Source organism: Stenotrophomonas sp. YJH_SMC_20, from assembly GCF_059367845.1.
In genome coordinates this window covers 68,939-94,076 of record NZ_JCAFRG010000005.1, presented here as the reverse complement: position 1 = coordinate 94,076, position 25,138 = coordinate 68,939, and the positions used below count along the sequence as shown (strand labels likewise).

Here is a 25,138-nt window from a genome sequence, read left to right as displayed (position 1 = left end):
GCGGCTCAGGCCGCCGAAGACAACGCCGGTTCCCCGGCGATCAGGCGGTCGAAGTACTCGGTGGTCAGCGCGACCTGGCTCTGCGGGTCTTCGGCGCGGTTGACCACGGCGCGGAAGGCGGCGTTCTCCGGCCGGTCCTTGGCATACCAGCCCAGGTGCTTGCGCGCGATGCGCACGCCCTGCGGCTCGCCATAGAACGCATGCAGTGCGTGCAGGTGGCCGAGCAGGATGTCGCGCACTTCCGCCAACGACGGTGGTGGCAGTTCCTCACCGGTGGCCAGAAAGTGCGCCACTTCGCGGAAGATCCACGGCCGGCCCTGTGCCGAGCGGCCGATCATCACCGCGTCCACGCCGGTCTGCTGCAGCACGTATGCCGCCTTCTGCGGCGAATCGATATCGCCGTTGGCGATCACCGGAATGCGCAGCGCGGCCTTGATCTCGCCGATCGTGGCGTACTCGGCCTGGCCGGTGTAGTGCTGGTCGCGGGTGCGGCCATGCACCGCCAGCGCGGCGATGCCGCTGTCCTCGGCGATGCGGGCGATCACCGGGCCATTGCGGTGGTCGCAGTCCCACCCGGTGCGGATCTTCAGCGTGACCGGAACGTCCACCGCGTTGACCACGGCCTCGAGGATGCGCGCCACCAGCTGCTCGTCACGCATCAGCGCCGAGCCGGCCCAGGCGTTGCACACCTTCTTGGCCGGGCAACCCATGTTGATGTCGATGATCTGCGCGCCGTGGTCGACGTTGTAGCGTGCGGCCTCGGCCAGCTGCTGCGGCTCGGTGCCGGCGATCTGCACGCTGATCGGTGCCGGTTCGCCGTCATGGTCCATGCGGTGGATCGACTTGCGCGTGGTCCAGAAGCGCGGGTCGCTGATGGTCATTTCCGAGGCGGCCAGGCCCGCGCCCAGCCGTTTGCACAGCAGGCGGAAGGGTTTGTCGGTGACGCCGGCCATGGGCGCCAGCACGACGTTCGGAGCAATGGTGTACGGGCCGATCTGCATGCGCCCATTGTAGGGCGCCGACAGCGACGCGGCCGTATCAGCTGCGCCCCGGTTCAGGCCGATCGGCACCGACCTCATGCCGTACCGGCATCAGCAGATGCTTGACGGTTGCTTCCGCCGCCCCCAAGGGCGGGCGAAGGTGGGCGGCTACCCCAGGCGCTGCCAGGCCTGGCGGGTACCCAGTGCGAAGGCCAGCCCCAGGCTGAGGCAGACCAGTGAACTGACCATCCAGAAGCGCCGGCCGTTGTGGCCGGGCCGCAGCAGCGCCAGCCCGAAGCCCATCGCGGCGCGCAGCAGCAACAGCAGGGCGATGCCCGACAGGACCAGACGACTGGCCGGCAGTGGCGAATGCCAGCCCGCAGCGGCCAGTGCGTACAGCGTCCAGGCCACCAGCACGGCCGTGATGCCGGCGGTCATCAGCGGTGGCCACCAATGCCCGGCCTGTGCCAGCCGGACCACGCGCTGGCCGGCACCGAAGTACCTGTACCACGCGGCGCCGAAGGCGATGCAGCCGATATGCAGCAGCGCCGCAGCGGCACTGCCTGCGGCCGCGACCAGCAACCAGGGGAATCCGTCCATGTCCTGCCCGTGCAAGGAAGCTGCGCGGATCGTGAGCGAGGGGCAGGATGTGGGCAATGCGACAGGCGGTCGCAGGGGCTGGGCAATGGGCGAAAGAAAGGCCCAGGTGCCTGTGCACCCGGGCCTTGTCATCCACGCGTGGCGTGGAATTACTTGGCTTCGGCGTCGGCCGGGGTGAAGCGCGGCATCGCCGCTGCAGCGCCTTCCTTCTCGGTCGAGCGACCGGCGAACTGGTTGGCAAAGCGCACGTGGCGGGCGAACGGTGCATCGGCCACCTGTGCCAGCGACGCAGCCAGCGCACCGTTGAAGGCATCACCGGCACCGGTGGTGTCGATGGCCTGCACCTGTTCGGCACCGACGCGGTAGTACGGCTGGGTATCGCCGCGCAGGTTCTCGTCGGCGTGAGAGACGAACACGCCCACCGAACCCAGGGTCACCACCACCGTGCCGTTGCCGACCAGCTTGCGGCACAGCGCATGCAGGCTGGCGCCATCCAGCGCAGCGACGTCGTTGGCATCCACGCGCTCGCCGACATGGCGGCCGAGCAGGGCGGCGAACTCGGTCTCGTTCGGGGTGATCACATCGGCCAGCTTGAGCAGGCCGATGGTCGAGGGCGCATCGGCCGGCGCGGTGTTGAGCACGGTGGTGACACCGGCCTCGCGGGCCGTGGCCAGCGCCGCTTCGATGGTCTGCACCGGCGATTCCAGCTGCACCAGCACCACCTTGGCACCGGCCAGCAGGGCCTGCTGCTGTTGCAGGAAATCGGTGCCCAGCGCGGCATTGGCGCCGGGGCCGATCACGATCGTGTTGCGGCCACGGGCATCGACGTAGATGCCGGCGGTGCCGGTCGGCTCGCTGCTGGCCTCGGCGATCAGCGCGAAGCCATCGTGCGCAGCCAGTTCGCGCGCAGTGGCGCCACCGGCGTCATCGCCCAACGCACACACGAAGTGGGTGTCCGCACCAGCGCGGCAGGCCGCCACGGCCTGGTTGAAGCCCTTGCCACCGGGGCCGGTGCTGTAGCGGCCGGCAATGGTCGCACCCGGTGCCGGCAGCGTTTCGCACCGCCACACGTGATCGACATTGAAGGAACCGACGACAACGACACTGCTGCTCATAGGAAATCTTTTCTCAACCAGGGGTTCAACTGAAGTGCGTCAGCACGCCGGCGATGGTCGCCGTCATGAAGGTGGCAATGGTACCGCCCAGCACCGCGCGCAGGCCGAACTTGGCCAGGTCGTGGCGGCGCTCCGGCGCCAGGCCACCGATACCGCCGATCTGGATCGCGATCGAGCTGAAGTTGGCGAAGCCGCACAGCGCGTAAGTGGCAATCAGGCGGCCTTCGGCGGACAGGCTCACGCCCGGGATCTGGCCGTTCACGATCTGCGACAGTTCGGTGTAGGCGACGAACTCGTTGATCACGACCTTCTGGCCGATCAGCGAGCCGACGGTGGTGGCGTCGGCCCACGGCGTGCCGATCACCCAGGCGATCGGGGCCAGCAGATAGCCGAAGATGGTCGACAGGTTGGTCGGCTTGCCGATGGCAGCGGCCAGGCCGGTCACTTCGCCCACCCAGGTCAGCGGCGCGTTCAGCAGCGCGATAAGGGCGATGAAGGCCAGCAGCATCGCGCCGATGTTCAGTGCCAGCTTCAGGCCGTCACCGGCGCCGGCAGCGGCGGCATCGATGATGTTGCTGGAGGTCTTTTCGACTTCCATCTTCACCGTGCCGCGGGTCAGCGGGGTGCCGGTTTCCGGAATCAGCAGCTTGGCCACGACCAGGGTGGCCGGGGCCGCCATGATGCTGGCCGCCAGCAGGTGCTTGGCGTAGAAAGCCTGCTGCGCCGGATCGCCGCCGCCCAGCATGCCCACGTAGGCCGCCAGCACGCCGCCGGCGATATGCGCCATGCCGCCGATCATCATGGTCAGCAGTTCGGACTGGGTCATCCTGGCGATGTACGGGCGAACGGTCAGCGGCGCCTCGGTCTGGCCGATGAAGACGCTGGCGCAGACGCTGGTGGTTTCCGCGCCGGACACGCGCATCACCTTGGTGATCGACCAGGCCATCACGCGCACGATCGCCTGCATGACGTTGAGGTGGTACATCACCCCCATCAGCGCCGAGAAGAAGATGATGGTCGGCAGCACCTGGAAGGCGAAGATGAAGCCGTAGTTCTTGGTGTCCATCAACGAGCCGAAGATGAAGCCCGAGCCCTCGTTGACGAAGCTGAGGATCTTGACGAAGCCCTTGCCCAGCGCATCGAACACGTCGCGCCCGCCCGGCACCAGGATCACCAGCGCCGCAAAGGCGATCTGCAGGGTGATACCGGTGGCAACCAGCTTCCAGTCAACTGCACGCTTGTTGTTGGAAAACAACCAGGTGATGCCGATCAGCACCGCCAACCCGAACAGGCCGAAGCCGATCCTGCCCAAACCTTCGACCATGTGAGTGACTCCCCTGGGGCGTCGCGAAAAACGGGAAGCCTAGTGCAGGGCAGGGGCCGGGGCAAGAAAAAGCAGCGTGCGCGCACCCAACGGTACCGATCGGGCCAGCAACGGCAAGGGCTTGCGGCCGGCGGCGGCAGGTAGAATGGAGTTCGATCCCGGCCCGGATGCGGGCCCGCAGCAGGAGATTCGCATGCAATACCGTCGCTTGGGCTCCACCGGCCTGCCGATTTCCGCCCTGTCCTTCGGCGCCTGGGTGACCTTCGGTGACCAGATCCCGCGCGACGAGGCCCGCAACCTGGTGGCGGCCGCCTGGGATCATGGCGTCAACTTCTTCGACAATGCCGAGGGCTATGCCAACGGCCGCGCCGAACAGGTGATGGGCGATGTGATCGCCGACCTGCGCCTGCCGCGCGACGGTTTCTGCGTCTCCAGCAAGGTGTTCTTCGGCAGCGCCAAGGACCCGCGGCCGACCCAGCGCGGCCTGTCGCGCAAGCATGTGACCGATGCCTGCCACGCCGCGCTCAAGCGCCTGCGGGTGGATTACCTGGACCTCTATTACTGCCACCGCCCGGATCCGGACGCACCGGTCGCCGAGACCGTGCATGCCATGGACACCCTGGTGCGGCAGGGCAAGATCCTCTACTGGGGGACCTCGGAGTGGTCGGCTGTGCAGATCCAGCAGGCGCTGGACATCGCGCAGGCGCGCAACCTGCAGGGCCCGTCGATGGAGCAGCCGCAGTACAACCTGCTGCACCGCGAGCGCGTGGAGGTCGAGTACGCGCCGCTGTATGCCGGCGCCGGACTGGGCACCACCATCTTCTCGCCGCTGGCCTCGGGCCTGCTCACCGGCAAGTACGACCAGGGCATTCCGGCCGATGCGCGGCTGGGCCGGGAAGGCATGCAGTGGTTGCAGGACCTGGTGCTGGGTGCCGACGCCGAAGCCCGCCTGGCCCAGGTGCGCCGCTTCAGCGAGGTGGCGCGTGCGCTGGGGCAGGCGCCGGCCACGCTGGCCATCGCCTGGTGCCTGCGCAACCCGAACGTCTCCAGCGTGATCCTCGGTGCCAGCCGGGTCAGCCAGCTGCTGCAGAACCTGCAGGCACTGGAAGCGCTGGAGCAGGTCGACGCCGCCGGCTGGGCCGACGTCGAAGCCGCCTTCGCCTGAATCCCGGGGCCGACCGGGCCTGGGCCTCGGTCGGGCCGGCTCGGGCCCGTGCCTCGGTCGGGCCGGCTCGGGCCCGTGCCTCGGTAGAGTCGGCTGTTGGTCGACTGCTGTTGCTCGAAGCAGTCGACCAACAGTCGACTCTACACACATGCGGCGCCATTTGATTGATACGATCTATCGAATCTGAAGATTCGATCATTAATCCAATCAATCAAGTTGAGAATGGTTGTTGATTGTCAACTGAGAATCATTATCATTTAACTCGTCCCTCGCACGAGTCCAGATGCTCATGAATGCTCAACCTGTACTGCTGCGCCCCGAAACGCTGACCCTCCGCGATCGTCCGGTCCGTGTCGTTCCGCCGGAAGAGGTCATCGACAGCGAAGCCCTGCTCAAGGGCCGTCGTGAAATCCTGATCCAGCACGGCGACCGCTTCTATCGCCTGCGGCACACCAGCAACGACAAGCTGATCCTGACCAAGTAATCGCGGCCTGGTCGCCCGCCTCCCTCCCTCCTGCCGGCAGCGCCGACAGGGTGGGCGACCCGTCCGCTCCTGCTCTCTCCCCCTCGGTCTACCGCGTGCACCTTCCGGGTGTGCCGGTAACCGGGGGTTCCCCTGCCTGACCAAACGAACCCGATGACCCGCCATACCGCCCTTTGCCTTGCTGTCTGGATGGCGCTGCCGCTGTCCGCCCACGCTGCTGCCACTGCCGCACCCGATGCGCGCGAATTCGATCGGGTGCAGGTCACCGCCACCCGCACCGAGCGGGCCGTGAGCGACGTGGCGGCCACCGTGGACGTCGTCGACCGTGAGCAGATGGACCGGCATCTGGTGCAGGACATCAAGGATCTGGTGCGCTACGAACCGGGCCTGTCGGTCACCCGCAGCGCGACCCGCTTCGGCCTGGATGGTTTCCGCATCCGTGGCCTGGACGGCAACCGCGTGCGCATCCAGACCGACGGCATCGTCATGCCGACCCGGTTCGACATCGGTTCGTTCGCCAGTTCCAACCGCAACTTCACCGACCTCGATACGCTCAAGCGCGTCGAGATCGTGCGTGGCCCGGCCAGCTCGCTGTACGGCTCCGATGCACTCGGCGGCGTGGTCGCGTTCGTGACCAAAGACCCGGCCGACTATCTCAAGGACGGCAAGAACAGCTACTTCGGCCTGAAGTTCGGCTACGACGGTGAGTGGAAGGGCCTGCTCGGCGGTGCCACGGCCGCCTTCGGTGGCGACCACTGGAGCGGCCTGGTCAACGTCAACCACCACCAGGGCCAGGAAGCGGACAACAAGGGCACGGTTCGCAGCGACAACGACACCCGCACCGCGTCCAATCCGCAGGATCGCGACGGCCGCAGCCTGCTCAGCAAACTGGTCTATGTACCCAGCGAGGACCAGCGCTTCCGCCTGACCGTGGAAGGCAACGAAGACACCACCGATACCAATGTGCTGTCGGCGATCGCCAGCGTTGCACCGCGCCCCGGCGCGATGGCTGCGGCCACTGGCATGAAGTCCCACGACACCCAGAAGCGCAACCGCGTCTCCTTCGCCCACGAGATGGATGCGCTGGACCAGCCGTTCGCCGACAGCCTGCATTGGCAGGTGTACACGCAGAACAGCGAAACCCGGCAGCAGACCGACGAGACCCGCACCGACGGCACCCGTCGCCACCGCGTGTTCTCCTTCGACCAGCATGCCTATGGCCTGCAGGCGCAGTTCAACAAGGCGTTCGCCACCGGCAGCGTCGAGCACGCATTGACCTACGGTTTCGAAGGCACCCGTACCGAGATCCGCCAGAAGCGCGACGGCTATCAGGTCAGCAAGGCTGGCGTGGTCAGCAACACGGTGCTGCCGGACACCTTCCCGGTGCGTGACTTCCCGATCAGCAAGACTACCGAGCTGGGCCTGTATGCACAGGATGAGATGCGCTTTGCCGATGGCAGGCTGTCGCTGGTGCCGGGCGTGCGCGTGGACCGCTACGAGCTGAAGCCGGAAGTGGACAGCATCTTCGCCGAAGACAACCCGACCACGGCCGTGGCGCAGCTGAAGAAGACCAGCGTGTCGCCGAAGCTGGGCATGGTCTGGCGCTTTACCGACGAATGGTCGCTGTTCGCCGGTTATGCGCGTGGCTTCCGTTCGCCGCCGTACAACGACGTCAACATCGGCCTGACCAACATCGCCTTCCGCTATACCGCCATCGCCAATCCGGATCTGAAGCCGGAAACCAGCGACGGTTACGAACTGGGCCTGCGCTTCATCGCGCCGGCGGCGTACGTCAGCGTCAGCGGCTACTACAACGACTACAAGGATTTCATCCAGTCCAACGTCGATACCGGTCGCAACGCGCAGGGTTTGACCGTGTTCCAGTCGCAGAACATCGCCGACGCGCGCATCTATGGTGCGGAAATGAAGGCCGGCATCGAGTTTGGCGAACTCAGCCCGGCGCTGAGGGGCTGGGCGCTGCGCAGTGCGTTGGCATGGTCGCGTGGTGACAACCGGACCGATGACGAACCGCTGGCCTCGGTCGATCCGCTGCGTGGCACGCTGGGCCTGATGTATGACGCCGATACCTGGGGCGTCGAACTGGCCGGTACCTTCGTGCAGCGCAAGAAGCGCCTGCCGCCGCCTGCGGCGCAGACCAATCCGAATGCACCGGCGCCGTTCGTCTACCAGCCGGCCGGCTACGGCGTGCTGGACCTGATGGCGCACTGGAACTTCGCGCCGGGTGCCACCTTCAATGTCGGCGTGTTCAACCTGGCCGACAAGCGCTACATCGAATGGTCGTCGATCACCCCGAGCCTGATCACCGATCGCGCACTGAGCGATCGTTTCAGCAGCCCGGGCCGCACCTTCTCCGCCAGCCTTGCCGTTTCCTGGTGATCTCATGAGCCGAGCCTTGTCCGCACGCAGGAATGACTCCATCGCCGCGCCGAACAGCGCGGCCTGGCCGACCCCGGCACAGCTGGCCACGCTCGGCACCGTGTTGTGCCTGTACCACGCCGACGGCAACGAGTTGGGCGGCTGGCGCCAGGCCGTACGCGTACACGCCTGCCAGGGCGTGGACAGCGAGGGCCTGCGCGAAAGCCTGTGCTTCCTTGATGGCCGCGGCCGCTGCGTGTGGCGCCTGTACCTGCTGCCCGACAGTGATTTCCTGGCCTGGGACCGTCTGGTCGCGCCGCTGCCGCCGGGACCGGAACACGACAGCGAGGCGAGCGTTGGCGAACGCCTGTGGCGGCGCCTGGCCGGCCATCTTGGCGGCCAGCGCTGGCGCCTGTGCGCGCTGCGCCTGCATGCCGCCGACGACGGACGCACGCTGGCCGCCAGTCTGTCGACCCTGTCCTCGCTGGGCGCGGCCACCGCGCGCCGCATCGCACGCCTGGAAGGTGCTGAAGGCGAGCTGGTGATCGACGACTGCTGCTGTGCCGACGCCGCCCGGCGTCCGGCGCCCCAGATTCCCGGCGACCTGCCGCTGATCCGCCTGTGACCCTCTCCTGATGGAACGCCCGTTGGCCACGGATGGCCCCTCAATGAATCTGCACCCCCGAAGGAAGACCCCGATGAAGCTCCAGACAGCCAGCGCCATGCTGCTGCTCGCCGCCAGCGGCGTGGCCAGCGCGCAGCCCTCCGATATCGCCCGCGACCACGATAGCATCCTCGCCATGCAGGGTGAGTACACCGTGGACTTCGCCTTCGACGAGACCGTGCTGCTGAAGCCGGGCTACGAGCGTGCACCGGCGATGCGCAGCGGCGGCAGCGAAGTGGTCATCGTGGTTGAGGACACCCCGAAGCGCATCGTGCTGCAGCACCTGCTGCTGGATGAAAAGAGCGGCCACATCACCAAGCACTGGCGCCAGGACTGGGTGTACGAAGCACCGAATCGTTTCGAGTTCAGCGCCGACCAGACCTGGAAGGTGCGCAGTATTCCGTCGGCGGTGAACCAGGGCGCCTGGACCCAGTGCGTGTACGAAGTGAGCGATGCACCGCGCTACTGTGGCACCGGTAAATGGACGTACACCAACAACGTGCCGAGCTGGACCAGCGACCTGAGCTGGCGGCCGTTGCCGCGCCGTGAGTACACCAAGCGCAGCGACTACAACGCGCTGGCCGTGGTCAACCGCCACACGCTCACGCCCAATGGCTGGACCCACGAGCAGTTCAACACCAAGGTGCAGCGCAACGCCGATGGCAGCCAGGTGGAGATCGCACGCGAGTTCGGCTTCAACGACTACGTGAAGACCACCGAGGTCGACTTCACCCCGGCGCGCAACTACTGGAAGGCCACCGCCGGTTACTGGGCCAAGGTGCGCCAGCGTTGGGACGGTTTCCTGACCCAGGCGCCGGGCGTGCACCTGAAGACCAGGATCGACGGCATGGCGATGATCATCCCGCTTTTCACCCAGGCCGAAGCGATCCAGTCCGGCAAGAAGGTGAAGGACAAGCAGATTGACGACGTGTTCGCCAAGTACGTGGAAAAGGCGCCGAACTGAGGCCACGTGTGGAGTCGAGCTGTGCTCGACTCCACAACCGCATCCACTCACGGCGTGGCTCTGTCGGGCCGTCCATGTGCTCTTGGTAGGTGCCGAGCTTGCTCGGCACGCTTTCGGTGGTGATGCGATTCGGTGTCTGCGCGCGTCGCCGAACGGATTGGTGCCTTGTGCGCATAAACATGACGCATTTCGCTGGATTTTGTCCGAGTCCGCTTTCCGGCTTCTGCGCATGGGGTAGGGTGGCCGCCCACGCAGTCATTGAACGTCGCCGCAGATGAAGCTTTCCGCCTTGTGCAGTCAAATGTTGTCCGGCGAATCCTGCGATGATATCGACAGCTTCTTTCTCGAAATCGATGACTTCGAGGAAGCCGCACTTGTTTCACGAACCCAGCGGATAGACGGGCTGCTCGCGCGTCTTGGGCCTCGATGGACATCGGCTTATCTGTTCAGTCTCTGCATGCATGTTCTGGCGACCGTTCGTATTGCCGGCAGCGCACGCGATCCAGCCGGAGCGAAGAGTTTCTGGCATTGAGCTTCACCGATTTCGAGCTGTATGCGGAAGAGGGCGTGCTGCTCCCCAACGTTTTCTACTATCCAGGTTCGGAGGGGGTCGCATTTGGAGCCCGGCGCTGGCACGAAAGTGGCAACAACACCTCGACGGAAATCGACGCCGTGCGCTCCGTTGTCGAAGATGCTGGCCTGCTCGCGGGTTTTCGCTTCTGCGAAAGCCGCACTGATGGCCCTCCCGGTTACGAAGTTGTTCGTGTCTTTGCGATTCCAATGCATGGAAATGAGGCTTGCTGATGGTCGTGCCAGAACGCCAGATGTTCGATACCTATCTGTCCGATCCGCAGGTCTACGATCGTCTTGAACAGCATATCCATGACCACTTCATGACGGGAATCAACGCGGCAAACCTGCGCATTGAAGACTTCCGCAGCCCGCACTACAACACGTTCTTCGTCGATGGCACTAAGGATCGCGGTGCCAACCCGATCTTCTCCGCCAAGCACCTGCCCAGCGGCAACATCATCCGGGTCGTCATTTTCGACAGCCCGCCTGAATACAGCGAAGTCCGTAAGCGGGTAGGGGATAATGAGGAGAAGGACGAGCTCTGCCTGTTCATAACGCTTCTGGGCGTGCAGCGCGCGATGAGCGCGACCGTGGCCTGGGCGCAGCAACAGGCGTCCGTCATCCCGGCCACTCGTCAGTAGACCCACGCCATGTGTGGATGCGCTTAGGTGGGGCGCGCAGCGTACAGCCGGCCCCACCCGCAGCGTGTCACGGTCGCCTCAGGCCTCACGCAGCGCCAATGCCGGCGGCGTATGCAGGATCGCCCGCGTACCCCACCAGCCTGCCAGCAGGCTCAGCCCGATGCCGACCACGCCGCCGATCAGCAGGCCCGGCCACGGCGGCAGCAACGGCAGCTCGAACACCTTCTGCGAGACTGCCACGCCGATGACGGCCGCCGCGCCCACCGCGAGCAACGCGGCCAGCGTGCCCAGTGCGCCGAACTCAACGAGCACCGCGCCACGCAGCTGGCGCCGGGTCGCGCCCAGCGTGCGCAGCACCGCGCTGTCGTAGCGGCGCTCGCCCGCCGTGGCCTGCAGTGCGGCCAGCAGCACCAGCACGCCGGCCAGCAGGCTGAACACCATCACCAGCTGCACCGCCTGCGCGACCCGCTCCATCACATCGCGCACCTGCGAGATCACCGCGTCCACGTCCAGCAGCGACAGGTTGGGCTGCGCGCGCACCAGCTCGCCCAGCCCGGCCGCGTTGCCGGCCGGCAGATGGAACGCCGACAGCAGGTTGTGCGGGGTGTCGCCCACCGCACTGGGATTCAGCAGCACGAAGAAGTTCGGCCGGAAGGTGTTCCAGTCGGCCTTGCGCACACTGGTGACGGTGAACTCGCGCTCCTGCTCGCCTACTGAAATGGTGATGCGGTCGCCCGGATACACGCCGTAGCGCTTGGCCCAGCCGATTTCAACCGACGCCTCCGCCGCCGTGCTGTCGGGCGTCCAGAAGGTGCCGTTCATCAGCGTGTTGGCCGGCGGGAAGCTGCTGCGCCAGCTGAAGTTCAACGGCCGGTTCTCGTCGTCGTCATCGCGCTGGGCTTCGCCTGACGCCGGCTGCCCGCTCTGGTCCGGCGAGCGATCCACGCGCAGCGGCGGCTTGCCGTTGATCGCGATCAGGCGACCGGTCGCCATCGGTTCGATGCTGGCGTCGTTGGCCCCCAGTCCGCGCAGCGCGGCCAGCACGCTGTCACGCTGTCCGGGCTGGATATTGATCAGGAAGTAGTTCGGCGTATCCGCGGGCAGGCGTTCGCGCCACTGCTGCAGCAGGCCGGGGCCGGTCACCGCCAGCAGCAACAGCGCGCACAGCGACAGCGACAGCCCGACCAGCTGCATCACCGCCAGCATCCGGCGCCGGGTCAGCGCCGCCAGGCCCAGCCGCCAGTGGCCGTGCAGACGGTGCTGCAGGCCGCGCAGCAGCTGCAGCAGCACGAAACCGACCACGCCGGCCGCCGCCGCCAACGCGGCCAGGCCGCCCAGCACCCATAGCGCCAGCTTGAGATCACCGGTCACCTGCACCGCCAGCAGCAGGCTGGCCGCCAGCGCTGCTACGTAGGCCAGCAGCGAGGCCGGGGGCAGGGCGGCGAAGGAGCGGTTGAGCACGCGCATCGGCGGCACCCCGCGTAGGCGCAGCAGCGGCGGCAGGCCGAAGCCGAACAGCAGCAACAGGCCGATGCCGGCGCCGGTCAGCGCCGGCATTGCCTCGGGTAGCGGCAAGCGCTGCGGCACCAGGCTGCCCAGTACCTGCACCAGACCTTCCTGCGCAGCCATGCCCAGGCCGATGCCGAGTGCGCAGGCCGGCACTGCCAGCATCAGCAGCTGCAGTGCCAGACCGGACAGAATGTCGCGCTGGCGCGCGCCCAGGCAGCGCAGGATCGCCACCTGGTCGATGCGGCGCAGGGCAAAACGGTTGGCCGCCAGCGCGGTCGCCACGCCGGCAAGCAATACCGCCAGCAGCGCGCTCAGGCCGAGGAAGCGCCCGGCAAGATCAAAGGCCTGGCGCACGCCGCGCTGGGTGTCGTCCACGCTCAGCAGGCGAAGGCCTTTCACCTGTGGCAGCAGCCACTGGCGCAACGCGGCAACCTGGTCGGCGGAGCCGGCGAACATCAGCCGGTAGTTGATGCGGCTGCCGGGGCCAAGCAGGCCTGTGCCTTCCACATCGGCGCGGTTGACCAGCAGGGTGGGGGAGAGCGTCAGCAGGTCGCCACCGGTATCCGGTTCGGCCTCGATGATGCCGGCGATGCGCAGCGTGCCGGCGCCGAATTCGAGGTCATCGCCGGCTTTCAGCCCCAGTCCCTGCAACAGGCGCGGGTCGGCATAGGCCTGGCCCTTGGGCGGCATGCCGGCATCGGCGATCAGGGCGCCGCCGGGTGTGGCCCGCACCCGCAGCGCGCCACGCAGCGGATAGCCCGCCTGCACCGCCTTGATGCTGGCCATCTGGCTGGCATCACCGTTGAACAGCACGCTGCCGAAGCTGGCGATGCGGGTGTAGGCCAGTCCACGCCGCTGTGCCTCGTCGGCGAACGCCTGCGGCGGGTCATCGCGCCCGACGATGCCAAGGTCGCCGCCGAGCATTTCCGCAGCGCTGCCGGTCAGCGCCAGGTTGACCCGGTTGACCAGCGTGCCCACCGCGGTCATCACCGCCACGCCCAGCACCAGTGCGGCGAACACGGTCAGCAGGTCACCGGCCAGGGCCTCGCGACGCAGCGCGCGCCACGCGTGCCGCAGCAGGTTCATGCCTGCGCCCCATGCTCGACCGGCAGCAGCCGGCCCTCGTCGATGCGATGGATGTACTGGCAGCGCTGGGCCAGGCGCAGGTCGTGGGTGACCAGCACCAAGGTGGTGCCGCTGCCGGCGTTGAGTTCGAACAGCAGGTCGCTGATGTGCTGGCCGGTGGCGTGGTCCAGCGAGCCGGTCGGTTCGTCGGCGAACAGGATGCGCGGGCGGGTGACGAACGCACGCGCCAATGCCACGCGCTGCTGCTCGCCGCCCGACAACTGGCGCGGATAGTGGCGGGCGCGATGGGCCAGCCCGACCTGGGCCAGCACTTCATCGACCCGCGCACGGTCTTCGCGCCCGGCCAGTTCCAGTGGCAACGCGACGTTTTCGGCGGCGGTCAGCGCCGGTAGCAGGTGGAAGCTCTGGAACACGAAGCCAACCTCACGCGCGCGCAGCTGGGCCCGCGCTTCTTCATCGAGGTCGCCCAGGTCCTGGCCCGACAGTGCAATGCGGCCGCGGCTGGGCAGGTCCAGCCCGGCCAGCAGGCCGAGCAGGGTAGTCTTGCCCGAACCGGAGGCGCCGACGATGGCCGCGCTGGTGCCTTCATGGACGGTCAGGGTGATGTTGTCCAGTATGTGGACTTCACCCTCCGGGCCCTGCACGGATTTGCCGAGCTGGTCGACGGCGATCGCGACGGGCGCGCTGCGGGGGGACAAGCTGTCGATGAGGAGACTCCAATGCGCAAGACGGGATGGAGCCGGCGAGCCGGCGCGATGGTGGTGCTGCTGCTAGGGTTCCTGCTGTTGCCGGGGCCGGCCTGTGCCAAAGGTCCGGCCCGCACCGTGCTGGTGCTCGGCGACAGCCTCAGTGCCGCCCACAATATCCCTGCCGACGCCGGCTGGGTCAGCCTGCTGCAACAGCGGGTCAGGCAGCAGTCGAAAACCCCGGCGCGCATCGTCAACGCCAGCATGAGCGGGGAGACCACCGCCGGCGCGCTGACCCGCCTGCCGGGCCTGCTGGCGAAGGAAAAGCCGACGGTGGTGGTGATCGCGCTGGGCGGCAATGACGCATTGCGTGGGCTGACCCCGGCGCAGGTGCAGGGCAACCTGGAAAAGATGGTGCAGGCCAGCCAGAAGGCCGGCGCGAAGGTATTGCTGCTGGGCATCGACGTACCGCCCAACTACGGGCCGGCCTATCGCCAGCGCCTGGCTGCGGCCTACAAGGCGCTGGCCACGCAGTACGAGGTGCCGCTCCTGCCCTTCCTGCTGGAAGGCGTGGCCCTGCAGCCGGGCATGATGCAGGCCGACGGCCTGCACCCGACCGCAGAGGCGCAGCCGAAGCTGCTGGACAACGTCTGGCCGCTGCTCAGGCCGCTCCTCTGAACCGTTTGTGTACCTCTTGACGGAACTTCACATCGCGTCCACCGTCGATCCGGCATGTTTCACAAAGCTGAAGTTAGAGGGAATCACATGCGTCAGACGAAGGAGACCTCCGGCTTGGTGCTGGTGGTCGAAGACAACCGCAACATCTCCGAGATGATCGGCGAATACCTGGAAGGTCGCGGCTTCGAAGTCGACTATGCACAGGACGGCCTGGATGGCTACCGCCTTGCGGCGGAGAACAGCTATGACGTCGTGGTGCTCGACTTGATGCTGCCGCGCCTGGATGGCATCGAAGTGTGCCGTCGCCTGCGCAACGATGCGCGCAAGTCCACCCCGGTGCTGATGCTCACGGCACGCGACACGCTGGACGACAAGCTCACCGGCCTCGGGTTCGGCGCCGATGACTACCTGACCAAGCCGTTCGCGATCCAGGAGCTGGAAGCCCGCCTGCGCGCGCTGATCCGCCGCGAACGTCGCCAGGTGGGTTCGGAGGTGCTGAAGGTCGCCGACCTGGTGCTCGATCCGGTCAGCATGCGGGCCACCCGTGCCGGTACCGAGCTGCAGCTGTCGCCGATCGGCCTGCGCCTGCTGACCATCCTGATGCGCGAATCGCCGCGCGTGGTCACCCGCCAGGAGATCGAACGCGAGATCTGGGGCAATGGCCTGCCGGACTCGGACACGCTGCGCAGCCATCTGTACAACCTGCGCAAGATCATCGACAAGCCGTTCGACCGTCCGCTGCTGCACACTGTGCAGAGCGCCGGCTACCGCATTGCCGATATCGCACAGCCGATGGCCTGATCGGGGCCGGGCCGGTGCAGCATCAGGCCCGGCCGGGCAACGACCCCGCATCGGGCACGGATGACCGGCCGGCGCTGCCGCCGGTCAGCGTCCGTGCACGACTACGGCGCAGCGCGCTGCCTATAATCGCAGCGCTCTGACCGGGACCCCGCAATGCCGCACGGCCTGCCGCGCAAGATCCGTATCGCCTTCATCCTGCAGGCAGTCCTGGCCAGCCTGGGCATCCTGCTCGGTGCCTGGCTGGTGTCGCTGGTCATCAAGCACAGCCTGGTCGGCGCCGCCCTGCGCGAGGAAGCGGCCTATTACTGGACGCTGCACGAGGCGTCGCCGGTGCAGCCGCCGCCCAACACCCAGAACATCCGCGGCTACCTGCTGGAAAGCGGGCAGTCGGCGCTGTCATTGCCAGCCAACCTGCGCAACCTGGAGCCCGGCTTCCACGAACTGCCTCAGGATGACCAGCTGGTGCTGGTCGATGTGCGCCCCGCCGGTCGCCTGTACCTGGTGTTCCTGCGTTCGCGTGCGGAGATGCTGGCGTTCTGGTTCGGCATCGTGCCGGTGCTGCTGACCCTGTTGGCGGTGTATGGCGCCAGCTGGGTGACCTATCGGGCTTCCAAGCGCCTGGTGTCGCCGGTGAACTGGCTGGCACGGCGCGTCTCGCGCTGGGACCCGGGCCACCCCGAAGCGGCCGATCTGGAGCCGAACAAGCTGCCGGCGGACATGCAGGGCGAGACCCGCCAGCTGGCGGCCGCACTGCATTCGCTGGCCAACCGGGTCAGCGCGCATGTGGCGCGCGAGCGCAATTTCACCCGCGACGCCAGCCATGAACTGCGCACACCGCTGACCGTCATCCGCGTCGCCAGCGACATGGCCCTTGGCGATGAAACCCTGCAGCCGCGCCTGCGCCGCAGCCTGCAGCGCATCCAGCGGGCTGGCCGTGACATGGAGGCGGTGATCGATGCGTTCCTGATCCTGGCCCGCGAGGCCGATGTCGAACCGCAGATCGAGCTGTTCGACGTCAACGACATCGTCCGCTACGAGGTGGACAATGCCAACGAACTGCTGGGGTCTCGCCCGGTGTCGGTGCACCTGCACAGCGACGGCCCGGTGCAGTTGCATGCGCCGCCGCGGGTGCTGCAGGTGGTGATCAGCAACCTGGTGCGCAATGCCTGCAGCTACACCGACGAGGGGCGCATCGACGTGCATGTGCACAACGACCGGGTGGTAGTGCGCGATACCGGTATCGGCATGTCTGCCGACGCCCTGTCGCGGGCCTTCGAACCGTTCTACCGCGCCGAGCCGAGCCGCCCGCAGGGCACCGGCCTGGGCCTGTCGATCGTGCGCCGGCTGTGCGACCGCTTCGGCTGGAAGGTCAGGCTGGCCAGCGAGCCGGGCAAGGGCACCGAGGCCACGGTGATCTTCCGCTGATCCTCCGACCCCATTGCCCGTGATTCAGTAGATCCACGCCATGCGTGGATGGGGTTGCGGTAGCGCCGGGCCATGCCCGGCGTCCGCAGTCCCTCAGTTGCAGTTGACCTTCGGCGCCAGCGCCTTGGTCCAGATCGCATAGCCGGCCGGGGTCATGTGCAGCATGTCCTCGCGGAACAGCGTTGCATCCGGCTGGCCATCAGTGCCCAGCATCGGCGTGTAGATGTCGGTGAAGCCGGTGTTGGGCAGCGTGGCCAGGGCGGCCTTGATCAGCGTATTGGCCTCGTTGATCGCCGGCAGCAGATGCGCACGCGACGGGCTCGGCTTGATCGACAGGTACTCGACCCGGGTCTTCGGCAGGTCGCGATGCACGCGCTGCACGAAGGCAACCACATCGTCGCGCACCTGCACGGCGCTGCGGCCGCTGTTGAGGTCGTTGTCGCCCGCGTAGAAGAACACCTTGCACGGTGCATACGGCACCACGATGCGATCGGCATACCAGGTGCTGTCACGCACTTCCGAACCCCCGAAGCCGCGGTTGAACACCGGCTGGCCGGGGAAGTCGGTGGCCAGGCTCTCCCACATGCGGATCGAGGAGCTGCCGATGAACTCGATACCGCCACGCGGCGGCGGGCTGGCCTGGTCGGCGCTGGCGAAGTGGGCCATGTCGCTGGCCCAGGCCACGTTGGAGACCTGTTCGGGTACCCGCGGTGACTTGGCCGGGCCCAGGGCCTGGGCAAGGGGGGCGGCGGTCAGCAGGCCCAGCATCAGCAGGCAGGTACGGCGATGGGACATCAGGCGCTCCGGCAGGGTAGGGACGACCATGATAGAAGCTGGGGCAGGTCGAAGCTTGCCCCTGGCAGTCCGTTCACCGGGCCGGTGCCGGGCGGCGGCGGGCGGCCTTGTGGCAAAATGGCGGCCATCTGCCTATTCCTGTGCGCCCATGATCCCCTGCCGTGCGTCTGAGCGGTCGCTGCGCCGCGTCCCTGTTGCTGGATGTTCGCCCCGTGGCTGATCAGTTCGGCCATCTGCCGCGCGGCCCGCGCCGCATCTTCCAGGCCGCCCGCTGGTCCTGGCAGGGCCTGCGCGCTGCCTGGCTGCACGAGTCGTCGTTCCGGCTGGAGGTCTACCTGCTGATCCTGCTGACGCCGCTCGCGATCTGGCTGGGCCAGACGCCGGTCGAACGCGCGCTGCTGATCGGCTCGATGCTGCTGGTGCTGGCGATGGAGCTGGCCAACTCGGCCATCGAAGCGGTGATCGAACGCTACGGCAGCGAGATTCACGAACTGGCCGGCCGCGCCAAGGACATGGGCTCGGCGGCGGTGTTCGTGCTGATGATGAACGTGCTGCTGTGCTGGGCGCTGGTCGTGGTTCCGCACGCGCTGGCCGGTAACTACGGCTGAAACCCCATTCCCCCACTGCCTTGAAGAGTTTCCATGTCCTTTGAGTTCCTCGCCGACCCCAATGCCTGGGTGACCCTGTTCACGCTCAGCGCGCTGGAAATCGTGCTCGGCATCGACAACCTGGTGTTCATTTCCATCGCGGTCAGCAAGCTGCCGGAAGAGCGTCGCCCGTTCGCCCGCAAGCTCGGCATCGCGGTGGCCTGCATCACCCGCATCGCGCTGCTGGTGTCGCTGGCCTACCTGGCGCACATGGCGGCCAACCTGTTCACCGTGGCCGGCATGGGCATCTCCATCCGCGACCTGGTGCTGATCGTTGGTGGCCTGTTCCTGATCATCAAGGGCTGCATGGAGATCAAGGAGCTGATCAGCGGCGGCGAGGATGAAGATCCCAGCACCACCAAGGCCTCGGCCGTGTTCGGCTACGTGATCGCGCAGATCGCGGTGATCGACATCGTGTTCTCGCTGGACTCGGTGATCACCGCCGTCGGCATCGCCGACCACATCCCGGTGATGGTCGCCGCGATCCTGCTGTCGGTGATGGTGATGCTGCTGGCCGCCAACCCGCTGGGCCGCTTCATCGATGCCAACCCGACCGTGAAGATGCTGGCCCTGGCCTTCATCCTGATGATCGGTGCGGTGCTGATCCTGGACGGCCTGGACGTGCACGTGCCCAAGCCCTACATCTACGCCGCGATGGGCTTCTCGGTGCTGGTGGAGTGGCTGAATCTGCTGATGCGCCGCCGCGCCCGCGAGCACAACGTGCCGGGTGCCGGCAACTGGTAAGCGCGCCACAGGCGTGTGAGTCCCTCAGAACCCCCGGCATGCCGGGGGTTCTGCGTTGTGGGGGAGGTTGGCTCTGCAACGGCACTGCGGTTTTTGCACTTTTGGCTGCGTTCCGGCCTCCACTTGTGAATCAGGATCAACAGTGTTTTCCCGGGGCGAGGCTTAATCCGGCGCAGCAAAGCGCGCAGGCTACGCACTCCCGATTCCCGCCCCCCAGGACTCCCCCATGAATTCCAGAGCCGCCTTGCTGGCGCTTGCCGTTGGCGCCTTCGCCATCGGAACCACCGAGTTTGCCCCGATGGGCCTGTTGCCGGTCATCGCCGACGGCGTCGGCGTTGGCATCCCCACTGCGGGCATGCTGATCACCGCCTATGCCGTGGGCGTGATGCTGGGCGCGCCGGTGATGACCCTGCTGATGGGGCGTTTCGGCAAGCGCACCGCGCTGATGCTGCTGATGTCGATCTTCGTCGCCGGCAATCTGTTGTCTGCGCTGGCGCCGAACTACGGGATGCTGCTGCTGTCGCGCCTGGTCACCAGCCTCAACCACGGTGCCTTCTTCGGCATCGGTGCGGTGGTCGCTGCGAGCCTGGTGCCGAAGGAAAAGCAGGCTGCGGCCGTGGCCACCATGTTCATGGGCCTGACCATCGCCAACATCGGCGGCGTGCCGCTGGCGACCTGGGTCGGCCAGCAGCTGGGCTGGCGCCTGTCCTTCGCCGGGACTGCGGCGCTGGGCCTGGTCGCGATCACTGCGTTGGGCTTCGCGCTGCCCGCGTCCGCACCGGGACCGCGCCCGGACGTGCGCCGCGAACTGAAGGCGATCCTGCAGCCGCAGGTGCTGCTGGCCATGGCCACTACCGTGCTAGGTGCGGGTGCGATGTTCACGCTGTACACCTACGTCGCACCGGTACTGACCGAGTTGACCGGCGCCTCCAATACCTTCATCGCGATCTCGCTGGCCCTGATCGGCATCGGCTTCACCCTCGGCAACGGCATCGGCGGGCGCATGGCCGACTGGTCGCTCGATGGCGCCACCCGTATCCTGCTGGCTGCCCTGGCGGTGCTGATGTTCGTGCTGCCGCTGGCTTTCATGAGCCACGCCACCGCGGCGCTGGGTGTACTGCTGTTCGGCGCGGCGACCTTCGCCCTCGTGCCGCCGCTTCAGATCCGGGTGATGCAGGTGGCCAGCGAGGCGCCGGGCCTGGCGTCGTCGATCAACGTGGGTGCATTCAACCTGGGCAATGCGGTGGGTGCTGCGCTGGGTGGTGCGGTGATCAGCTCGGGACTGGGCTACGCCGCGATTCCGGTGGCCGGTGGCCTGCTGGCGGCATCGGGCCTGCTGCTGGCGTGGCTGGGGCGTCCGCGCACTGCGGTGGCTGAGGCCTGCTGAGAGCGAAGCGGTGCCGGGGCGCACCCGTCCCGGCACCGGCACAAGCTCCAAGGTCCTGTTCACTTTGCCGGCCTTGCAGAGACGACTGCGCGGCTAGTCCCGACTGACTAGTGTTTTTTCAGCACGACCTCGTCAGGGTTCCAGTTGTCGTCTGCACCGTCCTGCAATGATTCCGGCACCGCCCAGATAAGTACGCCGGAGTGCTTGCCGGCGAGTTGATGTGCATGGACCCAGAGTTCCGTCCCCGCTCGATTGAATGCAAGGGAATTCAATGCGATTCCTTCTGGAATGGCGAGGCGAGAGACGTGCTTGCCGGAATCCATGCGCCAGACATCGACGTAACGGCCCGGTGAAGCCCCTGTAACCGCCATCGCGAGCAGCCTGCCATGAGCTGTGCGTGCCAGCGCCTGAGTACCGGTTTTTCGTTCCACCCGAAATGCAGTTTCCCCGGTGGAAAGTCGATGAATGCGAAGAACGTCCCTCTGGTCTGTTGGATCACGAGCCTCTTCGGCGACCCAGTCGCCCGCGGCGCTCCCCAACACCAAGCGTCCAGTGCTTCCGGACCTCAGTGGAAAGCTCTTGACCACATCGCCTGAAGCAGGTGCAACACCCACCAGGCCGCAACTCGTGAACCAGAAGAGTCCGTCTCCCAGGTCCGGTGCCGGACCTGAAGAGCAGGATTGCATGTAGCCGAAGACGCGCCGCCTCAAGTTGGTTCTATCTTTCCAGAGCGCCTTCATCTCGATGGCGTCTCCTGATCCTGTGTCCATGATCCGCTCGGGGAAGCGCTCCTCCGTCGCCATGTGAGGCTCCGAGTAAAGATAGGACTTGCCACCTGCATCGAGTTGCCAACGAGGGGCCATACTGCTCTGCATGCAACGGTCGCTTCGGATCGACCCGGTCCCATCAACGCTGATCCACACAGGACAGGACGTAAGAATCTGTTGAGTCAGGCTTGGCTCGATTGCGGTCAGGGCCCATAACCCACCCTTTGGGTCGACCTTTGTCTCGATGACCCGTCGGCCTTTGCCCATCTGCCAGGCCGCGATGCGCTCATTCTTCTTCGCAACGAGGTAACCGTATGAATCGTCGGCGCCTGACGTCACATGGAACTGATCCTTGGGCAGCGAACGAATCTGGCCAGAGTTGTTGCCGGGTTGAATCCCCTCGATTGGGAACCACCGCAGCATCGTCGTCGCGCCATCCACGGGCAGAGGAGGGACGATGCGCTGAACCGACGTCTCATCGCTTGGGTTGAACAGATTTGAAATGACATCCAATGATGTTTCAGGGCCCGCTGGGAGCGTGGATACCAGCGCCTGCACCTGGTCTGAGAATTCCTGGCTGGCGCTGTTCTCTGTGATCATCTCGGTCTCCCAATGGGGGTAGGGCACGCCGGCGACCCCCGGAATGGATGCGAAGGCCTTCCATTTGACACGGCGTTGCTCCTGGCGCCGTTCTGCATACCAGAGCAGCGTCTGCGAAGGAGCGCCTGTCAGACCCGTCAGGTCGATCAGAACAACGTGCTTATCGCCCGACCTGCGTCGCGAGGTGTCAATGTAAGAACTGGAGAACGTCCGCCGATCCACAGTCAGATCAGTGAACGCGGCGCCGGTGGGGTCAAGATCGGATGGAGACAGCTGCTCCACGTGAGTGCGCCAGCGCGATTTCTCTTCGGGGGCGATAACCCCTGCCGATGCCGCCACATCAATAGCAGCAAGGTTCTGTGCGAACGCGATTGCACTCTTCTCAGGGTGGAAGTGTCCGTAGACCTTGATCCACTCCCGTTCCATGTCTCCCAGGATGGGTTGAGTGTCATCCCTCAGGCGGAATGCGCTGGAAAAGTAGCTTCGCGCGCGTAGCGCTGTGCTGACCGCCTGCGTCGACGCTGACACGATGGAGGCCTTGCCCATGTAGCTGTCACGCCCGACGTGAAGCAGCATGTCCCGGGCTTGGGTATCGTCTGGCGCGATGAGAACAGGCGGGGGCGTCGGAGCACCCCGCGTGGGATCCGGGGTTGGCTGGGCGCACGCCGTTGGCGTGAGCAGAGCGATGATCGCCGCTGTTGAGAGAATTTTGCGCATGATCGAGGTCGATGTCCATTTCCCGACCGATGGCTGCTGCCTCTGAGCAGGGCGGGCGGTTCGAGTGCGAGATCCCGCACTATCTGATGCGGAATTTGTGTTGGGCCATGCAATAAGTACGAAATGGGCCCGCGCTTGCCCTACCCAGGGGGTGGGGGGGACGGCTCGCCGGCGGAAGGCGGAAGCCAAGGGCAGAGCAGCTCGCAGGCTCGCCGTGGTCGCGCGGACCCGGCCCAGGTAATGCGCCAGACCCTTAGCGTCGGTACCTGCTGGCCTGGACCCATTGGCCCTGCCGGATTCCTGTTCATTTCCACACGCTCGTTAACACTGGCCATGGCATGCTCGGCGCCAAGCCCACCCGGAACCTCCGCCATGCGCCTGTTCACCCGTGTCCTGCCCCTGATGCTGCTGGCCTCCCTGCTGTCCGGCTGCGGCTACAACGCCATCCAGCAGAAGGATGAGGCGGTCAAGGCCAGCTGGTCCGAAGTGCTCAACCAGTACAAGCGGCGCGCCGACCTGGTGCCCAACCTGGTGCAGACGGTGAAGGGCTTTGCCAGCCAGGAAGAGCGCGTGCTGACCGAAGTCACCAACGCCCGCTCGCGTGTCGGCCAGATCAACGTCAACGCCGATGACGAAGCCTCGCTCAAGCAGTTCCAGCAGGCCCAGGGCGAACTGGGTAGCGCGCTGTCGCGGCTGCTGGTGGTCACCGAGAACTACCCGGTGCTGAAGTCGGACCAGAACTTCCGCGACCTGCAGGCCCAGCTGGAAGGCACTGAAAACCGCATCACCGTCGCCCGTGGCCGCTACATCCAGCAGGTGCAGGACTACAACACCTACATCCGCTCGTTCCCGCAGGTGATCACCGCCAAGATCTTCGGCTACAAGACCAAGCCGAACTTCACCGTGGACAACGAAGCGCAGATCTCCAACGCGCCGGCGGTCGATTTCGGCAGCGCGCCGCAGCAGCAGCCGGCACCGCAGCCGGGCCACTGACCCATGCGCCTGGCCACTGCGCTGCTGGCCCTGCTGCTATGGCTGCCGCTGGCATCGCACGCCCAGCAGCTGGCGCCGGTTCCGGCGCTGGATTCGCCGGTGGTCGACACCACCGGCACGCTGGATGCCGCGCAGAAGCAGGCGCTGGTACAGCAGGCGCTTGACCTTCAGCAGCGCAAGGGCAGCCAGCTGCAGGTGCTGGTGGTACCCACCACCCAGCCGGAAGACATCGCCCAGTACACCACGCGGGTCTTCGACCAGTGGCAGATCGGCCGCAAGGGCGTGGATGACGGGGTGCTGCTGGTGGTGGCCAAGGACGACCGGCGCGTTCGCATCGAGCCGGGCTACGGCCTGGAAGGCGCGATTCCCGATGCCATCGCCAACCGGGTCATCCAGGAGTACCTGGTGCCACGCTTCCGCAGCGGCGACTACGCCGGGGGCATCACCGATGCCACCGCGGTGCTGGTCAAGCTGATCGATGGCGAAACGCTGCCCGCACCGGTCAGTGGCCATCGTGGGCGCGAGCCGGGTGGCGGCGGCGATACCTGGTTTCTGGCGCTGTTCATCGGTGTATTCGCCGGCAGCATCCTGCGCGGCGTGTTCGCGCGCGTGCCGCGCCCGCTGCGTGGCCTGCTCGGCGGCGCTGGCGCAGCCGTGGCGGCGTTCCTGTTCACCTCCACCCTGCTGGCCAGTGGCCTGGCCGGCGTGGTTGGCCTGATCGTGGCGATGCTGTCCGGCCACCCGGGGCGCTTTGCCGGCGGTGGTGGCTGGGGCGGCGGCAGCTGGGGCGGGGGAGGCGGCTTCGGCGGTGGTGGTGGATTCGGCGGTGGTGGCGGCTGGGGCGGCGGCGGTGGCCGTTCCGGTGGCGGTGGTGCTTCGGGAGGCTGGTGATGATCCAACGTCTGTTCCGCCATGTATGTTCGCCGTCGGTACGTCGCGCGTTCCCGCCAGCCACGCTGCAGGCGATCACCGAGGCCATCGCCGCCGGTGAGCAGCGCCACGGCGGTCAGGTGATGTTCGCTGTGGAGGCCGATCTGCCTCTGTCCGCGTTGTGGCACAAGGTCACCCCGAGGCAGGCCGCCGAGCATGCCTTCGCACGCCTGCGCACCTGGGACACCGCTCACAACAACGGGGTGCTGATCTACCTGCTGCTGGCCGACCATGCCATCGAGATCGTCGCCGACCGCGGCCTGCATGGCCGGGTCAGCCCGGCGCAGTGGCAGCGGGTCTGCACCCATCTGCGCGAGGGCCTGCGTGGTTCCAATCCGGTGGAAGCGCTGCAGGATGCCATCGACGAGGTCTCCAGCCTGATCGAAGGGCACTTTCCGGCCTCGACCCGGTCGAACGATGACGCGTTGCCGAACTCGCCCCAGCTCCTTGGTTGAGCCGGGGCGGCACTGGCCCGAGAATAGGCGTT

The 25,138-nt window shown here is 66.6% G+C and carries 25 protein-coding genes; 17 read left to right on the top strand and 8 right to left on the bottom strand.

Features of this window, described 5'->3' with window-relative positions; all coding sequences use genetic code 11:
- Positions 1–5 precede the first annotated feature (5 nt).
- The 4 genes from dusB to AC5P6A_RS10690 form a co-directional block, all read right to left on the bottom strand.
- Entirely contained in the window at positions 6–1,001 is a 996-nt protein-coding gene (gene dusB / locus AC5P6A_RS10705) for a tRNA dihydrouridine synthase DusB (protein ID WP_155030412.1), read from the bottom strand.
- A gap of 147 nt (positions 1,002–1,148) precedes the next feature.
- Entirely contained in the window at positions 1,149–1,580 is a 432-nt protein-coding gene (locus tag AC5P6A_RS10700; RefSeq protein ID WP_111098003.1) for a hypothetical protein, read from the bottom strand.
- Between the two features lie 149 nt (positions 1,581–1,729).
- Positions 1,730–2,695 (bottom strand): ribokinase, encoded by a 966-nt coding sequence (locus AC5P6A_RS10695; protein WP_019661097.1) that lies wholly within the window; start codon positions 2,693–2,695, stop codon positions 1,730–1,732.
- A gap of 25 nt (positions 2,696–2,720) precedes the next feature.
- Positions 2,721–4,019 (bottom strand): NupC/NupG family nucleoside CNT transporter, encoded by a 1,299-nt coding sequence (locus tag AC5P6A_RS10690; protein ID WP_019661098.1) that lies wholly within the window; start codon positions 4,017–4,019, stop codon positions 2,721–2,723.
- Between the two features lie 193 nt (positions 4,020–4,212).
- Between AC5P6A_RS10690 and AC5P6A_RS10685 the strand changes: the two genes are divergently transcribed.
- The 8 genes from AC5P6A_RS10685 to AC5P6A_RS10650 all read left to right on the top strand — a co-directional run bounded on the left by AC5P6A_RS10685 (position 4,213) and on the right by AC5P6A_RS10650 (position 10,886).
- Positions 4,213–5,184, top strand: coding sequence for an aldo/keto reductase (locus AC5P6A_RS10685; protein WP_134735121.1), 972 nt, complete (start codon positions 4,213–4,215; stop codon positions 5,182–5,184).
- Between the two features lie 289 nt (positions 5,185–5,473).
- On the top strand, positions 5,474–5,668 hold the full coding sequence (gene hemP / locus AC5P6A_RS10680) for a hemin uptake protein HemP (protein ID WP_005412278.1): 195 nt from the start codon (positions 5,474–5,476) through the stop codon (positions 5,666–5,668).
- Between the two features lie 153 nt (positions 5,669–5,821).
- Positions 5,822–8,065, top strand: coding sequence for a TonB-dependent hemoglobin/transferrin/lactoferrin family receptor (locus tag AC5P6A_RS10675; protein ID WP_495222311.1), 2,244 nt, complete (start codon positions 5,822–5,824; stop codon positions 8,063–8,065).
- Between the two features lie 4 nt (positions 8,066–8,069).
- Positions 8,070–8,669: a ChuX/HutX family heme-like substrate-binding protein gene (locus AC5P6A_RS10670; protein ID WP_019661101.1), complete on the top strand. Its 600-nt coding sequence runs from the start codon at positions 8,070–8,072 to the stop codon at positions 8,667–8,669.
- Between the two features lie 73 nt (positions 8,670–8,742).
- A complete protein-coding gene (locus tag AC5P6A_RS10665) occupies positions 8,743–9,672 on the top strand; it encodes a DUF6607 family protein (RefSeq protein ID WP_346714919.1) in 930 nt (309 codons plus the stop codon).
- Positions 9,673–9,946: 274 nt separating this feature from the next.
- Positions 9,947–10,204: a hypothetical protein gene (locus AC5P6A_RS10660; RefSeq protein WP_258009893.1), complete on the top strand. Its 258-nt coding sequence runs from the start codon at positions 9,947–9,949 to the stop codon at positions 10,202–10,204.
- Positions 10,201–10,476 (top strand): hypothetical protein, encoded by a 276-nt coding sequence (locus tag AC5P6A_RS10655; protein ID WP_258009894.1) that lies wholly within the window; start codon positions 10,201–10,203, stop codon positions 10,474–10,476. Before AC5P6A_RS10660 ends, AC5P6A_RS10655 begins: the two co-directional genes overlap by 4 nt.
- The gene (locus AC5P6A_RS10650; protein ID WP_180877907.1) at positions 10,470–10,886 is read left to right on the top strand and encodes a hypothetical protein; all 417 of its coding nucleotides are present in this window, start codon (positions 10,470–10,472) and stop codon (positions 10,884–10,886) included. Before AC5P6A_RS10655 ends, AC5P6A_RS10650 begins: the two co-directional genes overlap by 7 nt.
- A 78-nt stretch (positions 10,887–10,964) precedes the next feature.
- On the opposite strand, the gene AC5P6A_RS10645 is transcribed toward AC5P6A_RS10650, so the two are convergent.
- The gene (locus tag AC5P6A_RS10645) at positions 10,965–13,481 is read right to left on the bottom strand and encodes an ABC transporter permease (RefSeq protein ID WP_329842873.1); all 2,517 of its coding nucleotides are present in this window, start codon (positions 13,479–13,481) and stop codon (positions 10,965–10,967) included.
- Complete coding sequence (locus AC5P6A_RS10640) at positions 13,478–14,125, bottom strand: ABC transporter ATP-binding protein (RefSeq protein WP_019661104.1); 648 nt, start codon at positions 14,123–14,125, stop codon at positions 13,478–13,480. The genes AC5P6A_RS10645 and AC5P6A_RS10640 overlap by 4 nt, the downstream gene beginning before the upstream one ends.
- A 75-nt stretch (positions 14,126–14,200) precedes the next feature.
- Here AC5P6A_RS10640 and AC5P6A_RS10635 point away from each other — a divergent pair, with 75 nt between their 5' ends.
- From AC5P6A_RS10635 to AC5P6A_RS10625, 3 genes are all read left to right on the top strand, one after another.
- On the top strand, positions 14,201–14,845 hold the full coding sequence (locus AC5P6A_RS10635) for an arylesterase (protein ID WP_180877909.1): 645 nt from the start codon (positions 14,201–14,203) through the stop codon (positions 14,843–14,845).
- Positions 14,846–14,932: 87 nt separating this feature from the next.
- A complete protein-coding gene (locus AC5P6A_RS10630) occupies positions 14,933–15,646 on the top strand; it encodes a response regulator transcription factor (protein ID WP_002811889.1) in 714 nt (237 codons plus the stop codon).
- 153 nt (positions 15,647–15,799) lie between these two features.
- A complete protein-coding gene (locus tag AC5P6A_RS10625; protein ID WP_197575281.1) occupies positions 15,800–17,071 on the top strand; it encodes a sensor histidine kinase in 1,272 nt (423 codons plus the stop codon).
- Between the two features lie 93 nt (positions 17,072–17,164).
- Here AC5P6A_RS10625 and AC5P6A_RS10620 read toward each other — a convergent pair whose 3' ends face one another.
- On the bottom strand, positions 17,165–17,866 hold the full coding sequence (locus AC5P6A_RS10620; RefSeq protein ID WP_019661108.1) for an SGNH/GDSL hydrolase family protein: 702 nt from the start codon (positions 17,864–17,866) through the stop codon (positions 17,165–17,167).
- Between the two features lie 212 nt (positions 17,867–18,078).
- Between AC5P6A_RS10620 and AC5P6A_RS10615 the strand changes: the two genes are divergently transcribed.
- The 3 genes from AC5P6A_RS10615 to AC5P6A_RS10605 all read left to right on the top strand — a co-directional run bounded on the left by AC5P6A_RS10615 (position 18,079) and on the right by AC5P6A_RS10605 (position 20,644).
- Positions 18,079–18,474 (top strand): diacylglycerol kinase, encoded by a 396-nt coding sequence (locus AC5P6A_RS10615; protein WP_019661109.1) that lies wholly within the window; start codon positions 18,079–18,081, stop codon positions 18,472–18,474.
- 33 nt (positions 18,475–18,507) lie between these two features.
- A complete protein-coding gene (locus AC5P6A_RS10610) occupies positions 18,508–19,257 on the top strand; it encodes a TerC family protein (RefSeq protein WP_019661110.1) in 750 nt (249 codons plus the stop codon).
- Between the two features lie 226 nt (positions 19,258–19,483).
- Complete coding sequence (locus AC5P6A_RS10605; RefSeq protein ID WP_346714918.1) at positions 19,484–20,644, top strand: MFS transporter; 1,161 nt, start codon at positions 19,484–19,486, stop codon at positions 20,642–20,644.
- A 107-nt stretch (positions 20,645–20,751) separates the two neighbouring features.
- On the opposite strand, the gene AC5P6A_RS10600 is transcribed toward AC5P6A_RS10605, so the two are convergent.
- Entirely contained in the window at positions 20,752–22,587 is a 1,836-nt protein-coding gene (locus AC5P6A_RS10600; RefSeq protein ID WP_346714917.1) for a hypothetical protein, read from the bottom strand.
- A 513-nt stretch (positions 22,588–23,100) separates the two neighbouring features.
- Here AC5P6A_RS10600 and AC5P6A_RS10595 point away from each other — a divergent pair.
- Genes AC5P6A_RS10595 through AC5P6A_RS10585 form a run of 3 tightly spaced genes read left to right on the top strand, consistent with a single transcriptional unit; the run spans position 23,101 to position 25,106 of the window.
- Positions 23,101–23,721, top strand: coding sequence for a LemA family protein (locus AC5P6A_RS10595; RefSeq protein WP_012510094.1), 621 nt, complete (start codon positions 23,101–23,103; stop codon positions 23,719–23,721).
- A gap of 3 nt (positions 23,722–23,724) precedes the next feature.
- Positions 23,725–24,612, top strand: a complete 888-nt coding sequence (locus AC5P6A_RS10590) for a TPM domain-containing protein (protein ID WP_021203181.1) — start codon at positions 23,725–23,727, stop codon at positions 24,610–24,612.
- Positions 24,612–25,106, top strand: coding sequence for a TPM domain-containing protein (locus AC5P6A_RS10585; RefSeq protein WP_019661113.1), 495 nt, complete (start codon positions 24,612–24,614; stop codon positions 25,104–25,106). The genes AC5P6A_RS10590 and AC5P6A_RS10585 overlap by 1 nt, the downstream gene beginning before the upstream one ends.
- The last annotated feature ends 32 nt before the right edge of the window (positions 25,107–25,138 follow it).